Below are 13,181 nucleotides of genomic sequence, written 5' to 3' on the forward strand. Positions count from 1 at the left end.
ATAACTGATGGGTCAGCACGGCGGCCCTTCATCGGCGCGCTGATCCAATCGCCCAGGGCGAACATCAGAATGGAATGATCACAATGACTTATGTGCTGCACCGCTCAACCAAAACGGATTTCCAGGTCGCCGTGGCCGGCGAAGGCAGCTGGCTGACCCTTGCCGGCGGACTGCATGTGCTGGACGCGTCGGGTGGGGCGGCTGTGGCCTGCATCGGGCACGGGAACCGCCGCGTGGCAGAGGCGATTGCAGATCAGGCGACCAAGGTCGCCTATGTCCACACGCTGTTCTTTTCGTCCGAACCGGCCGAGGAATTGGCGGATCACATGATCGCCATCAGCGGTGGTGCCTTTGCGCGGGCCTTCTTCGTGTCCTCCGGGTCAGAGAGCATGGACAGCGCGATCAAGATGGGATTGCAGTACCATATCGAACGGGGTGAACCCGACCGGCAGATCTTCATTGCCAGACGCCAGAGCTATCACGGCAATACGTTCGGAGCGCTTGCGGCCAGCGGGCATGCCGCGCGGCGGTCGATCTACGAGCCGGTGCTGATGCGGAACTTCAGCCATGTATCGCCCTGTTTTCCGTATCACTACCAGCCGGAGGGGCAGGACGACGAAACCTATGTCGCCGCGCTTGCCGCCGAACTCGAGGCCGAGATCCTGAGGCTCGGTCCCGCCAATGTCGCGGGCTTCATCGCGGAAACCATCGTCGGCGCTACCTCCGGCTGTGCCGTCGCCACGCCGGGCTATTTCAAGGCGGTGCGCGAGATTTGCGACCGCTACGGAATCCTCTGGATCGCGGACGAGATCATGTGCGGGATGGGCCGGACCGGGCGCACCCACGCCTGGGAATGGGAAGGCGCCTCGCCCGACATCCAGACCGTCGCCAAGGGGCTTGGCGGCGGGTATGTTCCGATCGGTGCCATGTTGATCGCTCCGAAGGTTCTCGAGGTGCTGACTGCCGGCACCGGATCGTTCGTGCACGGTCACACCTACCAGGCGCATCCGGTCGCGACGCGCGGCGCGCTGGAAGTGCAGCGCATCATCACGGAACAGGCCCTGGTCGCCAATGTTGCCGATCTCGGACCCAAACTGACCGATCGGCTTCAGCAGCATTTCGGTCAACATCCACATGTCGGCGAAATTCGCGGGCGCGGATTCTTCCAGGCGCTCGAGTTCGTCTCGGACCGGGAGAGCAAGACGCCGTTCGCGCCGGATGTCGCGTTTTCCGACCGTCTGAAACGCGCGGCGCTTGAGGCAGGTCTGGCGATCTACCCCAATGGCGGCACGATTGACGGCAAGACCGGCGATCACGTCATCATTGCGCCGCCCTTCAACGCGACCGAGGACGAGCTGGACCAGATCTGCGACCGGCTGGGCACAGCCCTCGACGCGACGGTTGCATCGCTGCGGGGGTAGGCGGATGCTGCCTGGCCTCGTTCTGGTTCTTGCAAGCGTTCTCGCAGGAGAAGGGATCGCGTCCGTCGTCGGTTTGCCGCTTCCGGGCACCGTCTACGGTCTGTTGACGGCGCTGGTGCTGCTGGCCTCCGTACGGCGGGCCGAGGCATGGATCACGCCGGCCGCCGAGATGCTGCTATCAAACTTCGCGCTGTTCCTGGTTCCGCTCGCCGCGCTTGCGCTGATGGTTGATCCTGCGCTTCTGCGTCTGCTGCCGCGTCTGGCGCTTGTCGCCGCGCTCACCCTGCCGCTGACGGCGCTTGCGACACTCGGCGCGTTTTCGTCTCTGGCGCGTCTGTCGCGCAGACGTGGCGCGGTTCGCGAGTGACATGATGGCGGACCTGCGTCTCGAAAGCGCTGCGGCCATCCTGCTGACACTGTGCCTGTGGCTCGGGGCCTCGGCTTTGTCCCGCAGGGGCGGGGGCGCGGCGCTTTTGAATCCGGTGCTGACCTCGGTCTTGATGGTCATCGCGATCCTGGGGCTGCTGAACATCGCGCCCGAAACCTACCTGCGCGGCGCGGCGCCGCTGACGCTGATGATCGGTCCGGCGACGGTGGCGCTTGCGCTGCCGCTCTGGCGACACCGCAAGGTCATCGCCGAATTCTGGCCGGCGCTGGCAGGCGCACTTGTTGCCGGGGCGTTCACGTCGATCGTGTCGGTCATGGTCGTCGGGCCATGGGTCGGGCTGGACAGCGCCGCCATCGCCACGCTGGTCCCGCGGTCCGTGACGGTCGCCGTGGCGGTTCCCCTGTCGGCCGAACTGGGCGGGCAGGGCGGTCTTGCCATGCTGGCAGTGCTGCTGAACGGCTTTCTTGGCACGGCGCTGCTGCCCGTGCTGGCGCGGCTGATGCGGATCGACGACGATCTCGCCCAGGGGTTTGCCCTGGGCCTGTGCTCTCACAGCATCGGCGTCGCGCGTGCCCTCGAAGGGCCCGCGACAATGGCGGCGCTGGCGACCTGCGGGATGCAGCTGAACATCCTTGCCAGCGCGCTGCTTATTGCACTGCTTTTCTGAATGGGGGCTGCGATCCGCGATTACGGCTCATGGCGCGGCGGTCTTGCCGCCGTGCGGGGTCAGCAGGCCTTCGTCGATCAGGTCCGGCAGGAAATCCAGCGCGGCCTGCGTCTCTCCCTTGCGGATCATGGACAGGAACTTTTCGTGCTCGCCGATGATGCGGTTTTCGGGCGTCTCGAAAAGCGTCAGCCCGAGCGCGATCATCATGCGCGGGGCGATCAGGTCGAACATCGCCTGCAACGTCCGGTTCCCCGCCGCGACGAAGAGCTGCCGGTGAAACTCGAGAACGGCCATCGACAACTCGTAGGGGTCTCCGCGGCGGAAATGACGGCGCACCAGATCCAGCGCATCTTCAAAGCCGTACAGCAGCTCCGGGTTCTCTTGCACGCGGATGATCGCCTCGGGAAGCACCGCCAGCTGTACCAGTTTGCGCGCCTCGATCAGCTCTCGAAGGGCAACGATGTTGCCTTCGAAAAGCCGGGTCTCGCGGTGGTTGGTTTCGACCACGCCCCTCGCCTCGAGCGCGCGAAGCGCCTCCCGGACGGGGACCCGGCTGACGCCCATCTCGCGCGCAAGCTCGACCTCGGTCAGGCGCTGGCCCATCTTGAGCCGCCCTTCGATCGCACTGCGCAAGATGCTTTCCGCGACCTTTTCCGACAGATTGCCCGCAGTGCTCTTGTCTATTGCGTCCAGCTGGTTGTCCGTCACTGCTGCCTCGCCTCTCTGACCAATATGCCTACATGTATACACATAGCGCGCCGCCGGATAGAGCCTTTTCCGGCCCGACACACCCAGCAAGGACGTCCGCATGACCTATCCCGGATTCAGAAACCCGATGCGCCGCACCCAGGCAATGCCGATTGCGGGCTATTTCGACAAGTTGTCCGGCCGCGCCGGGGAAACGCTGGCTTTGAAGGCGTCCGCCGAGACGGATGCGCCGGTGCAGGCCGAGCTTCTGCATCTTCATCTTGGCGATGCCAACCCCGCCGCCGGCGGGATGAAGGCCACGACACTCGCGGACCTGGGCGCGTTCGAGGGACGGCACCAGCCGATCGACCTCGGGTCCCATGCGGCGCTGCCCGCCATCGCGTTGCCGGATGCCGCGCGGTTCAGCCTGCGGGTCCAGCCCTGGCTGCTGCGTGGGACGCCGTCCGTGCTTGGCCATGCCGAAGGATGGGAGATCAGCGCGACCGAGGATGCCGTGATCGCGACGGTCGGGGACATCCGGCTGACGCTGGATGTCCGCCTGCGCCGGAAGGTCTGGTACGAGATCACCCTGGCCGCGGATTCGGCGACTGGCGAGGCGATCCTGGGCGTCAGGGGGCTGACCGCCGTCGAGCGTCAGCCGGACCCGGTGGATGTCCGCATCCGCGCCGGCGGAACGCCGGGACTGCGCACCGGCCCGGTCCGGCTGGCGGCCCGGCCGGCAACTGGCGGCCTGCACGAGGCGCACTTCAACGGCCGGCTGGAGGATCCGCGACTTGATGCCGGGATGGACGGGACGGGCGGTCTGCTGGCGTTCTGGGATTTCTCGGACGGCATCACCACGCAGCGCCTGACCGACCGGGGGCCGTCCGAAGCCCATGGGCATGTGGTGAACGTGCCGACACGGGCGATGCGCGGAAGCCTCTGGACCGGCGCGGTGATGAAATGGACGGAAGAGCCCCGCCATTATGCCGCGATCCACTTTCACGAAGATGACCTGTATGATTGCGGATGGGAAACCTCGCTCGAGGTCACGATCCCCGATGATCTTGCCAGCGGCATCTACGCCGTGCGTCTGACCCAGGGGCCGCACAGTGACACGGTGCCGTTCTACGTGCTGTCGGGAGACGAACGGCGCAACCGCATCTGCTTCCTGGCCTCGACCTACACCTATCAGTGCTATGCCAACTATGCGCGCGGCAACCTGGACGCGGCCCTGCGGGCGCGGATGGCGGACTGGGACACCCCGAGGCACAATCCGGACGACTACGATCTCTACGGGTTTTCTGTCTACAACTTTCACCCCGACGGATCGGGTCACCACTTTTCTTCCCGGCTGCGGCCGATGATGACGATGCGGCCGGGGTTCCTGACCTTCTGCGACCCCAAGGGATCGGGCATCCGCCATTTTCCCGCCGACACGCACCTGACCCATTGGCTGGAACGGACGGGGCAGGGCTTTGACGTTGTGACGGACGAGGATCTGGACCGCGAAGGGGTCGACCTGATCGCGGGCTACGATGTGGTCCTGACCGGCAGCCACCCGGAATATCACACGACCGGCACGATGGATGCGCTGGCGGCCTATCAGCAGCAGGGCGGCAATTTCTGCTATCTCGGCGGCAACGGGTTCTACTGGCGTGTGGAACGCAACGACGCGCTGCCCGGCATGCTGGAACTGCGCCGCGCGGAACTGGGCATGCGGGCCTGGGGGACCGACGTGGCCGAGAACTACCACCAGCTTGCCCCGAGCTATGGCGGGCTATGGCGTCGGGCAGGGCGGCCGCCGCAGGTCCTCTGCGGGCTGGGGTTCACCGCGCAGGGGCTGTTCACCGGCAGCCACTACCGACTGGACCCGGCCGCCCGCGACAGTCCTGCCGCGCATCTGCTCGAGGGGATCACCGGTCCCATCCTAGGCGATTACGGGCTTAACGGCGGCGGCGCGGCAGGGTTCGAACTGGACCGCGCGGATGTCGAGCTTGGCACGCCCGAGACTTTCGTGCGCCTTGCCGTGTCCGAAGGGCATGACAGCGACTATTCGATCCCGCCGGAGGATGTGCTGTCGCCCGGCAAGTCGATGACCGGAGAGCCGACGTCGCAGATGATCCGCTCGGACGTGATCTGGTATCGGACGCCGGCGGGGGGGCAGGTGTTCTCGGTCGGGTCGATCTTCTTCTGTGGCGCGCTGCTGGTGAACGAGACCGACAACGACATCTCGCGCCTGCTGACCAACGTGCTCGGGTCGATGCTGGGCTGACAGGCCGGTCACGTACGCAAAGGCCCCGCCGGAGCGATCCGGCGGGGCCTTTCGTTTTCGGGATGGCTCAGAGCAGCCAGAGTGAGAGCGCCGGGAAGGCCACCAGCAGCACCAGCCGCACGAGGTCCGAGATGATGAACGGCGTGACGCCGACGTAGATCTGGCGCAGGCTCACGTGCTTGGCGATGGAGTTGATGACGAAGACGTTCATCCCGATCGGCGGGGTGATCATGCCAAGCGTGACGACCATGACATAGATCACTCCGAACCAGATCGGATCGAACCCGAGGGACACGATCACCGGAAAGACGATCGGCAGGGTCAGTAGGGTCATTGCCAGTTCGTCCATCACCGCGCCCAGGACGAGGTAGCCCAGAAGGATCAGCGACAGCACCCCAAGTGGCGGCAATGGCTGTTCCGCCAGCCATCGGATCAGGGCCGTTGTCGTTCCCGTGACGGTCAGGAAATAGCCGAAGATCAGCGCGCCGATGACGAGCGTGAAGATCGACGCGGACATGCGCAGCGCCTCTGCCAGGCAGCGGAATGTCGCGGCCAGCCCCAGCTTGCGCCGGACGACTCCGATCAGCCATGCCCCTCCGGCGCCGACTCCGGCGGCTTCGGTCACGGTAAAGACGCCCGCGTAGATGCCGCCGATGACCAGAACGAACAGCATCAGAACGGCCCAGACCTTGCGCAACGCGCTCCAGCGTTCGGCCCGCGAGGCCTTGGGCTGGCGCACCATCAGATGGGGCCGGCGCCAGGCGATCAGCATGATCACGCCGGCATACATGGCCATGCCCAGCGCGCCCGGAATGATGCCGGCGATGAACAGCTTGCCGATGTCCTGTTCAGTGATGAAGCCATACAGCGCGAACACCGCTGAGGGCGGGATCATGATGCCAAGCGTGCCACCTGCCGCGATCAGCCCGGCGGCCAGTCCGCCGTTGTAGCCGCTCTGCTCCATCTCTGGCAGGGCGACGCGAGTCATGGTCGAGGCGGTGGCGATCGAGGACCCGTTGATCGCCGCGAACCCGCCGGCCGCCAGCACCGAGGCCACGCCAAGGCCGCCGGTCACATGTCCGATCCAGGCGCGGGCGCACTGGAACAGTTCGCGGCTCAGATCCCCTCGCGCGGCGAAGACCCCCATCAGGATGAACATCGGAATGACCGAGAATTCATAGGATGTCAGTGTGTTGAACGTGACCTGCCCCATCAGGTTCAGCGCCGGGCCGGCTCCGACGATCCAGCCAAAGCCTGCTGCACCAGCGATGGCCATGCAGAAGCCGACCGGAACGCGCAGCATCAGCAGCACGAACAGAAGACCGAACCCCAGTCCGGTGGCGACGGGATTGTTCATTTGATTAGGTCGTCTTTCTTGAGAAACAGGGCGAGCGACGCAGCAAATGCCACCACGATTCCGGTCGCGATCACCAGATTGACCGGCCAGAGGGGCACGCGCAGTTCGGCGGTCGAGCCCCCTGTCGAGACGGACTTCAGCGCGCGTGCCATCATCACCCAGGCCAGCGTGGCCAGGAAGGCGGCGGAAATCACGTCGGCCAGCCGGTTGACCACCAGGCCGACCCTTTCCCCGAGAGCGGACCACTTGATGTCGATCCCGATATGTTCGCGGTCGTAGGTCGCGAGCGCGATGCCCCAGGCAAGCGCCACACCCTGCGACAGGCGGGCGAAGTCGAAGGCGTCGGGCAGGCCCCTGTTGAAGCCGAACCGCAGGATGACCGCGGCAAAGGTGAAGAGGGTCACGAGCCCCAGAGAGAGGCTCGCGAAATAGGTTACAAGACGTGCAACCGACTGCATCACTTGGTCTCGGCAGCGATGGAGGCCGTCAAGGCGTCAAGGATTGCCGCGGCGTCATGGCCCTTGGCCGTGACGTTTTCGATCCAGCGGTCCCCGGCCTTGGAGGCAGCGGATCGCCATTCGTCCATTTCCGCATCGGTCAGCACGTGCAGCTGATGACCCTCGTCGGCCATCACGAGGTCCTTGCCGCCAGCTTCGAACTCGACCCAGGACGCGCCCAGCTTTTCGGCCCATTCGGGGCTGCATACGGTGTCGACAGCGGCTTTGCCGGCCTCGGACAGGCCCTCGTACTTGGCCTTGTTCATCACCAGTCCGGCGCCGGCGAAATACATGTTGCGGTCGAGGTGGTATTTCACCGCCTCAGAGATCCCGAAGACCTTGAGCGAACCCCAGGGAAAGGTGATCGCATCCGCGACACCCCGGTCGATGGCCGAGCGGACCTCGGGCCCCGGAACCTGGATGGCCGAGCCGCCCATGTCCGCAATGACCTGTGCCATGGTGCCACCGGACGGACGGACTTTCAGGCCCTGGATATCTGCTGGGGTCGCGATCGGCTTGGACGAATGGAACGTGCCCGGAGGTCCGACGTGTGCGAGGCAGAAATGCACGTCGGGCATCTCGGTCTCTGCATAGGCCTTGTACCAGTTGTGGACTCCGCGGGCGGCGGCGTCCCGCGGCGCGGTGATGGAAAAGGGAATGTCGATCAGTTCCATGATCGGGAAGGCGCCGGGTGTGTAGCCCCAGTTGACCCAAGCGACATCGGCGATTCCGTCGCGCGCCATGTCGAACTGGTCGACCGGACCGCCAAGCTGGCTTGCGGGGAAAACCTGGACCTCGATCTCGCCGTCGGACGCGGCGGTCAGGGCATCGGCCCAGGCCTTGGCATCTTTGTCGAAATAGTGGTCGGGCGGCATGATGTGAGAAAAGCGCAGGGTGTCCGCCGAAGCCGCAAAGGAGGTCAGCGAGAGCAGGCAGGCGGTGAGGGTGAGATGTTTGAACATGGGTTTCCCAAGGCTGAGGCGTGTTGATGTCTGCAAGTATACATGCCTTCAATCAAGAGTCTCCTGTTAATCACAGTCGGCTGTTCTTCGGCCGCGCAGATGGGGCTGCCTGCCGGAATTTCAGGCATCAGCGCGGGGCGGCCAGCCCAGGGCCGGCACGATGCGGCGACAATTGAGCGGCGCGGCGATTGATCGACGTGGTGGGCGTGGCTGACCAGGACCCGAAGCCTGTTCCCGCAGGACCTTGCACCAGAGCCGTGAGACGACGGACCGAAACGCCGCACCAGACTGCCCCGTCTGCGGGTTCACGGAAGGTGCCCGAGACCCCGTGACGGGTGTGAACCCGTTGCCGAGGTCCCGAGCCTGGCGCCGCGCCGCCTTGCGGGGTCAGCCTGGCATGTCCGCCAGGCCGTCCCGGCGGGACATGGGACGGAAGGCGGCCAGCAGCAGCAGCGCGATGGCCAGTTCCGCGCCAAGCACGGCGAGCACGCTGGCCGAGGGCAGGCCATCCAGCGCAAGGCTCACCACGCGACCCGCGGGGAAGCCGAGGAACACGGTCAGCGATGCCGCCAGGGCGATCGGTGCCAGCCGGGCCCGGACGATCCCGGCCAGCATCAGGGCGCCGAGCGTGGCCAGCGCGGCGCCGGGCGCGCGCAGCTCGCTCAGCATGCTGGCGCCGGGGGCAAGCGTGATCCCGTAGCCTGCATAGAAGGCCTGCGGGGCGAGCGTGATGAACAGCCCGATGGAAAGCGCGGCGCTGCCGCCGAGGCCAAGGGCGATCTTCTGGAAACCTGTCAGGGTCATGGTCATGTCCTTTGCGTGCAACCCGCCGGGCCAAGGGGGCGCGCCGGGCTTGGGTTGGGTGAGAGATACGCGCTGACTAGCGGCCACGGCGCGCCTGGGCATTGGCCGGGCGCGCCAAGCTTTGGGCCGCCTGCGCCATTCGCGCGGCGCGCTCAGACCGCCACGGCGCGCCGGAAGCTGGCCGGGGTCTGCCCGGTCCAGCGGCGAAAGGCGCGGGTAAAGGTGCTTTGGTCCGAGAAGCCGGTCAGGAAGGCGACCTCGGCAAGCGCGTAATCCGTGCGGCTCAGCAGGTGCTCGGCCAGGGCGCGCCGCGTGGTCCCCACGAGGTCCTGGTAGGCCAGCCCGTCCCCGGACAGGCGGCGTTGCAGGGTGCGGGAACTCATGCCCAGCTCTGCGGCGGTCTCGGCCAGGGTCGGCACGCCCTCGCTCAGCCCTGCGCCGACCTGGTCGCGGACCCGCTGCGCGAGGCCGTCGTCTCGCGGCACCTGGCCAAGTTGCCCTTCCAAATGCGCGTCGAAAAAGCGCGCCATGCCGGCGTCGGACAGCCGGTTGGGCCGGCGGGCATCTTCCAGCAACAGCTCCATCGCGTCCCGCCCCGCGCCGAAGTGGACGGGGCAGCGGAAATGGGCGCGCCAGGCCGCATCCTGTGCCGGGCGGGCGGTCGCGAGGTGGATCGCGACCGGATCGAACGGGTCCCGGCTGACCTCGCGGCTCAGTGCGCAGGCGGCGGCGACCGCCAGCTCGTTGACCAGGGCCAGGCCGGGGCGCGGTGCGGGGGGCGGGATCACCTCCATCGTCACGCGGCTGCCGGCGCGCGCGACGCGGAAATTGGCGATCGAGGTGACGACCCTGCCGAACCGCTCGGTCCGGGCATAGGCGCCCAGCAGGTCGGGTGCGGATTTGAAGGCCAGCCCGAAGGCGCCGTAATCGTCGCAGCGCATCGCCGCGCCCACCCGGATGGGCACCGAACGGCCATCCGCGCCGTTGCCGGCGATCCTCTCCAGCAGCGTAAGAAAGGCGCTGTCCGGGACCATGTCGCCCGGTTGGACAGGGCGCGCGGGATCGATCCCTGCCTCTGCCAGCATCGCGGCACGGGTGCCGGTGTCGATGCAGCCCAGCGATGCGGCGGCGGCCAGAGCCTTGTGAACGAAGATGGCGTCGATCCAGCCCATGCGGCCAGCCTAGCGCTGTGCGCGCGGCATGGCTATCGGGCCTGCGGCCGCGGCGCCGGCGGGCCATGCGCAATGGCCACAGGGACCGGGCGATGGAATGCAGGGCGCAAGGCACCCCGTGGACCATCGCTGCGGGCGCCCCCTAAGGGATGCCGGGACGCCCGCAGCGACGGCCATGCCCGCGCCCGATGTCCCGGGCGCGGGCATGGGTCTTACCAGGAGTTGTAGGACAGGAACTTGCCCGACATCTCGACCTTGACCCGGTCGCCCTTGGGGTTCTCGACCTTGGTCACGGACATGTCGAAGTCGATGGCCGACATGATGCCGGTGCCGAACTTTTCCTCGATCAGCGCCTTGAGCGTGGGGCCGTAGACGCCGACGATTTCGTAAAAACGGTAGATGCAGGGATCGGTCGGCACGGCCTGATCCCAGACCTTGGTCGGCGGCTCTTCCAGCACGCTGGCGGCTTCCTGCGGCAGGCCCATCACGCTGACCAGCGCGGCGGCCTTGTCCTTGGGAAAGCCGTTCATGCCCATGCAGGCCGAATGGGTCCAGACCGGCGACATGTCGATCTTTTCCGCGATCTGCTCCCAGGTCATCCCGGCCTGTTTCTTGGCCGAGAGGATCATCATCGTCACGTCTTCCTTGGTCATCATCTTGGGCACCTCGAAGCTGTCTTTCATTTGGGTGGTCTCCTTTCCAGTGTGGCGCGAGTCAAAGTCCGAGCTCGGTCAGCCCGGGGTGATCTGCGGGGCGCGGGCCCTGGGGCCAGCGAAACTTGCGGTCTGTCTCGGCGATGGGCACATCGTTGATCGAGGCATGGCGCACCGCCATGTAGCCGAGATCGTCGAACTCCCAGTTCTCGTTGCCATGGGCGCGGAACCACTGGCCGGTCGCATCGAGGTATTCGTAGCAAAAGCGGACGGCGATGCGGCGCGCGTCATGGGCCCAGATCTCCTTGATCAGCCGGTAGCCGGTTTCCTGCGTCCATTTGCGGGCCAGGAAATCGCGGACCTCGTCGCGGCCGTTCAGGAATTCCGACCGGTTGCGCCAGCGCGTGTCCGGCGTGTAGGCCAGCGCGACCTTGTCGGGGTCGCGCGTGTTCCAGGCGTCTTCGGCCATGCGGACCTTGCGCACCGCATCCTCGTACGAGAACGGCGGCAGCGGCGGGCGGGGGGCTTGGGGGGTCATGGCTCTACTCGTTCACGGCGCGCAGCCGGGCCCCTTCGGGCTCCGGGTCGGCGTCGGGCTTGGTCTTGTCGATGCGCACCGGCTCGGGGCTTTGGGCCGCGCCACCGCTTTGCTGGCCCGCCAGCTCCTTGGAGCGGTGTCCGAGGAACTGCACCAGGTGGTTGCGGATCGCGTAGTAATTGGGGTGCTCGACGATCTGGGTCCGGTTGCGCGGCCGGGGGATCGTGATCTCGACCGATTCCGCCACGCGGGCAAAGGGGCCGTTGGTCATCAGCAGGATGCGGTCGGCCAGCAGGATCGCTTCGTCGATGTCATGGGTGATCATGAAGACCGTCTGCTCGGTGTCGCCCCAGACCTTGATGAGCTCGTCCTGGATCGTGCCCCGGGTCAGCGCGTCGAGCGCGCCGAACGGCTCGTCGAGCAGCAGCAGCTTGGGCTGGTTGGCAAAGGCCCGCGCGATGGAGACGCGCTGGCGCATCCCGCCCGAGAGCTGGCTGGGCTTGCGGTGCACCACGTCGCCCTCGAGCCCGACCTTGGCCAGGTAGGCGCGCGCGTGCTCTTCGACCTTGGCCCTGGACCAGCTGGGATACCGCGCCTTGACGCCGAAAGTCACGTTCTTGAGCGTCGAGAGCCAGGGCAGCAGCGAGTAGTTCTGGAACACCACGCCGCGGTCCAGCGACGGGCCCGAGACCTCGAACCCGTCCATCTTGACCACGCCGGACGTGGGCTCGGCCAGCCCGGCGAGGATGTTCATGATGGTCGACTTGCCGCAGCCGGAATGGCCGAGGATGCAGACGAACTCGCCCTTTTCGATGCCGAAACTGGCGTCTTCGAAGACGGTCATCTCACCGCCCTGGCCATCGGGGAAACGCTGCGTCAGCTGTTCGATGCTGAGGTAGGGTCTGGTCATGGGGCGGCTCCTTATTCCACGTAGGCGACGCTGCGCTGCAGGTAGCCAAAGGCCGAATCCAGCAGCATGCCGACGACGCCGATCATGAGGATCGAGAAGATGACGGAGGTCAGGTCGAGGTTGTTCCACTCGTTCCAGACGTAGTAGCCGATGCCGGTCCCACCCACGAGCATCTCGGCCGCGACGATCACCAGCCAGGCGATGCCGATGGAAATGCGCATCCCGGTGATGATGGTCGGCGCGGCGGCCGGCAGGATCACGGTGAATGCGGTGCGCAGGCTGCCCAGCTCATGCGTGCGGGCGACATTGACCCAGTCCTTGCGGACGCCCGAGACGCCGAAGGCCGTGTTGATCAGCATAGGCCAGATCGAGCAGATGAAGATCACGAAGATCGCGCTCGCCTCGCTGTCCTGGATGATGAACAGTGCCAGTGGCATCCAGGCCAGCGGAGAGATCGGCCGCAGCACCTGGATGAACGGGTTGAACGCCTTGTAGGCGACCTGGCTCATGCCAATGAGAAAGCCGAGCGGGATGGCAACCAGCGCCGCCAGGAAATAGCCGGTCAGAACGCGGTAGATCGAATAGCCGATCTGGATGCCGATGCCCTTGTCGTTGGGCCCGGCGTCGTAGAACGGGTTCGACAGCTGCTCCCAGGCCTTGGCGATCACCTGGCTGGGCGGCGGCACGCCCGCCTTGGGCGCGCCTCCTCCGGTCAGCCGTTCGTATTCGGTCAGCTCTTCGGCGGCCTTCTGGGCCGGGATGGCGGCCTCCCAGATCAGGAGGCCGACCACCAGCATCACCACCGACAGGATCGCCGCGCGCTGGTTGACAGAGAGGGTGCCCAGCATGG

14 protein-coding genes are annotated in these 13,181 nt (G+C 66.3%); 4 read left to right on the forward strand and 10 right to left on the reverse strand.

The window, feature by feature from the left end; translation table 11 throughout:
* Positions 1 to 83 precede the first annotated feature (83 nt).
* Genes MF270_RS18150 through MF270_RS18160 form a run of 3 tightly spaced genes read left to right on the forward strand, consistent with a single transcriptional unit; the run spans position 84 to position 2,476 of the window.
* Positions 84 to 1,421 (forward strand): aspartate aminotransferase family protein, encoded by a 1,338-nt coding sequence (locus MF270_RS18150; protein ID WP_238367192.1) that lies wholly within the window; start codon positions 84 to 86, stop codon positions 1,419 to 1,421.
* A 4-nt stretch (positions 1,422 to 1,425) separates the two neighbouring features.
* Positions 1,426 to 1,788, forward strand: coding sequence for a CidA/LrgA family protein (locus tag MF270_RS18155; protein WP_238367193.1), 363 nt, complete (start codon positions 1,426 to 1,428; stop codon positions 1,786 to 1,788).
* A gap of 4 nt (positions 1,789 to 1,792) precedes the next feature.
* Positions 1,793 to 2,476 carry an LrgB family protein gene (locus MF270_RS18160; RefSeq protein WP_238367194.1) on the forward strand — a complete coding sequence of 228 codons (684 nt, stop codon included), beginning with the start codon at positions 1,793 to 1,795 and terminating at the stop codon, positions 2,474 to 2,476.
* Positions 2,477 to 2,503: 27 nt separating this feature from the next.
* Here the strand turns inward: MF270_RS18160 and MF270_RS18165 are convergent, their stop codons facing one another.
* Entirely contained in the window at positions 2,504 to 3,184 is a 681-nt protein-coding gene (locus tag MF270_RS18165) for a GntR family transcriptional regulator (protein ID WP_238367195.1), read from the reverse strand.
* Positions 3,185 to 3,284: 100 nt separating this feature from the next.
* Here MF270_RS18165 and MF270_RS18170 point away from each other — a divergent pair, with 100 nt between their 5' ends.
* Complete coding sequence (locus MF270_RS18170) at positions 3,285 to 5,438, forward strand: N,N-dimethylformamidase beta subunit family domain-containing protein (protein ID WP_238367196.1); 2,154 nt, start codon at positions 3,285 to 3,287, stop codon at positions 5,436 to 5,438.
* A gap of 67 nt (positions 5,439 to 5,505) precedes the next feature.
* On the opposite strand, the gene MF270_RS18175 is transcribed toward MF270_RS18170, so the two are convergent.
* From MF270_RS18175 to ntrB, 9 genes are all read right to left on the reverse strand, one after another.
* Positions 5,506 to 6,795, reverse strand: coding sequence for a TRAP transporter large permease (locus MF270_RS18175; protein WP_238367197.1), 1,290 nt, complete (start codon positions 6,793 to 6,795; stop codon positions 5,506 to 5,508).
* Positions 6,792 to 7,199 carry a TRAP transporter small permease gene (locus MF270_RS18180; protein ID WP_238367198.1) on the reverse strand — a complete coding sequence of 136 codons (408 nt, stop codon included), beginning with the start codon at positions 7,197 to 7,199 and terminating at the stop codon, positions 6,792 to 6,794. Before MF270_RS18180 ends, MF270_RS18175 begins: the two co-directional genes overlap by 4 nt.
* Before the next feature lie 53 nt (positions 7,200 to 7,252).
* Positions 7,253 to 8,254, reverse strand: a complete 1,002-nt coding sequence (locus MF270_RS18185) for a TRAP transporter substrate-binding protein (RefSeq protein ID WP_238367199.1) — start codon at positions 8,252 to 8,254, stop codon at positions 7,253 to 7,255.
* A 387-nt stretch (positions 8,255 to 8,641) separates the two neighbouring features.
* Positions 8,642 to 9,058 carry a DUF4345 domain-containing protein gene (locus MF270_RS18190; RefSeq protein WP_238367200.1) on the reverse strand — a complete coding sequence of 139 codons (417 nt, stop codon included), beginning with the start codon at positions 9,056 to 9,058 and terminating at the stop codon, positions 8,642 to 8,644.
* Positions 9,059 to 9,210: 152 nt separating this feature from the next.
* Positions 9,211 to 10,230 (reverse strand): AraC family transcriptional regulator, encoded by a 1,020-nt coding sequence (locus tag MF270_RS18195; RefSeq protein ID WP_238367201.1) that lies wholly within the window; start codon positions 10,228 to 10,230, stop codon positions 9,211 to 9,213.
* Positions 10,231 to 10,442: 212 nt separating this feature from the next.
* A complete protein-coding gene (gene cynS / locus MF270_RS18200; RefSeq protein WP_238367202.1) occupies positions 10,443 to 10,913 on the reverse strand; it encodes a cyanase in 471 nt (156 codons plus the stop codon).
* A 31-nt stretch (positions 10,914 to 10,944) separates the two neighbouring features.
* Positions 10,945 to 11,421 (reverse strand): nuclear transport factor 2 family protein, encoded by a 477-nt coding sequence (locus MF270_RS18205; protein ID WP_238367203.1) that lies wholly within the window; start codon positions 11,419 to 11,421, stop codon positions 10,945 to 10,947.
* Positions 11,422 to 11,425: 4 nt separating this feature from the next.
* Positions 11,426 to 12,331 (reverse strand): ABC transporter ATP-binding protein, encoded by a 906-nt coding sequence (locus MF270_RS18210; RefSeq protein ID WP_238367204.1) that lies wholly within the window; start codon positions 12,329 to 12,331, stop codon positions 11,426 to 11,428.
* Positions 12,332 to 12,342: 11 nt separating this feature from the next.
* Positions 12,343 to 13,179 carry a nitrate ABC transporter permease gene (ntrB, locus tag MF270_RS18215; protein WP_238367205.1) on the reverse strand — a complete coding sequence of 279 codons (837 nt, stop codon included), beginning with the start codon at positions 13,177 to 13,179 and terminating at the stop codon, positions 12,343 to 12,345.
* Positions 13,180 to 13,181: the final 2 nt, after the last annotated feature.

The organism is Mesobacterium pallidum, from assembly GCF_019966535.1.
Lineage (GTDB): Bacteria > Pseudomonadota > Alphaproteobacteria > Rhodobacterales > Rhodobacteraceae > Mesobacterium > Mesobacterium pallidum.

What these genes read in the sequence shown, in the direction of transcription:
- MF270_RS18150 (WP_238367192.1), top strand. Translation starts at nt 84, where the DNA reads ATGACTTATGTGCTGCACCGCTCAACCAAAACGGATTTCCAGGTCGCC.
- MF270_RS18155 (WP_238367193.1), top strand. Translation starts at nt 1,426, where the DNA reads ATGCTGCCTGGCCTCGTTCTGGTTCTTGCAAGCGTTCTCGCAGGAGAA.
- MF270_RS18160 (WP_238367194.1), top strand. Translation starts at nt 1,793, where the DNA reads ATGGCGGACCTGCGTCTCGAAAGCGCTGCGGCCATCCTGCTGACACTG.
- MF270_RS18170 (WP_238367196.1), top strand. Translation starts at nt 3,285, where the DNA reads ATGACCTATCCCGGATTCAGAAACCCGATGCGCCGCACCCAGGCAATG.
- MF270_RS18175 (WP_238367197.1), bottom strand. Translation starts at nt 6,795, where the DNA reads ATGAACAATCCCGTCGCCACCGGACTGGGGTTCGGTCTTCTGTTCGTG.
- MF270_RS18185 (WP_238367199.1), bottom strand. Translation starts at nt 8,254, where the DNA reads ATGTTCAAACATCTCACCCTCACCGCCTGCCTGCTCTCGCTGACCTCC.
- MF270_RS18190 (WP_238367200.1), bottom strand. Translation starts at nt 9,058, where the DNA reads ATGACCCTGACAGGTTTCCAGAAGATCGCCCTTGGCCTCGGCGGCAGC.
- MF270_RS18195 (WP_238367201.1), bottom strand. Translation starts at nt 10,230, where the DNA reads ATGGGCTGGATCGACGCCATCTTCGTTCACAAGGCTCTGGCCGCCGCC.
- cynS (WP_238367202.1), bottom strand. Translation starts at nt 10,913, where the DNA reads ATGAAAGACAGCTTCGAGGTGCCCAAGATGATGACCAAGGAAGACGTG.
- MF270_RS18205 (WP_238367203.1), bottom strand. Translation starts at nt 11,421, where the DNA reads ATGACCCCCCAAGCCCCCCGCCCGCCGCTGCCGCCGTTCTCGTACGAG.
- MF270_RS18210 (WP_238367204.1), bottom strand. Translation starts at nt 12,331, where the DNA reads ATGACCAGACCCTACCTCAGCATCGAACAGCTGACGCAGCGTTTCCCC.
- ntrB (WP_238367205.1), bottom strand. Translation starts at nt 13,179, where the DNA reads ATGCTGGGCACCCTCTCTGTCAACCAGCGCGCGGCGATCCTGTCGGTG.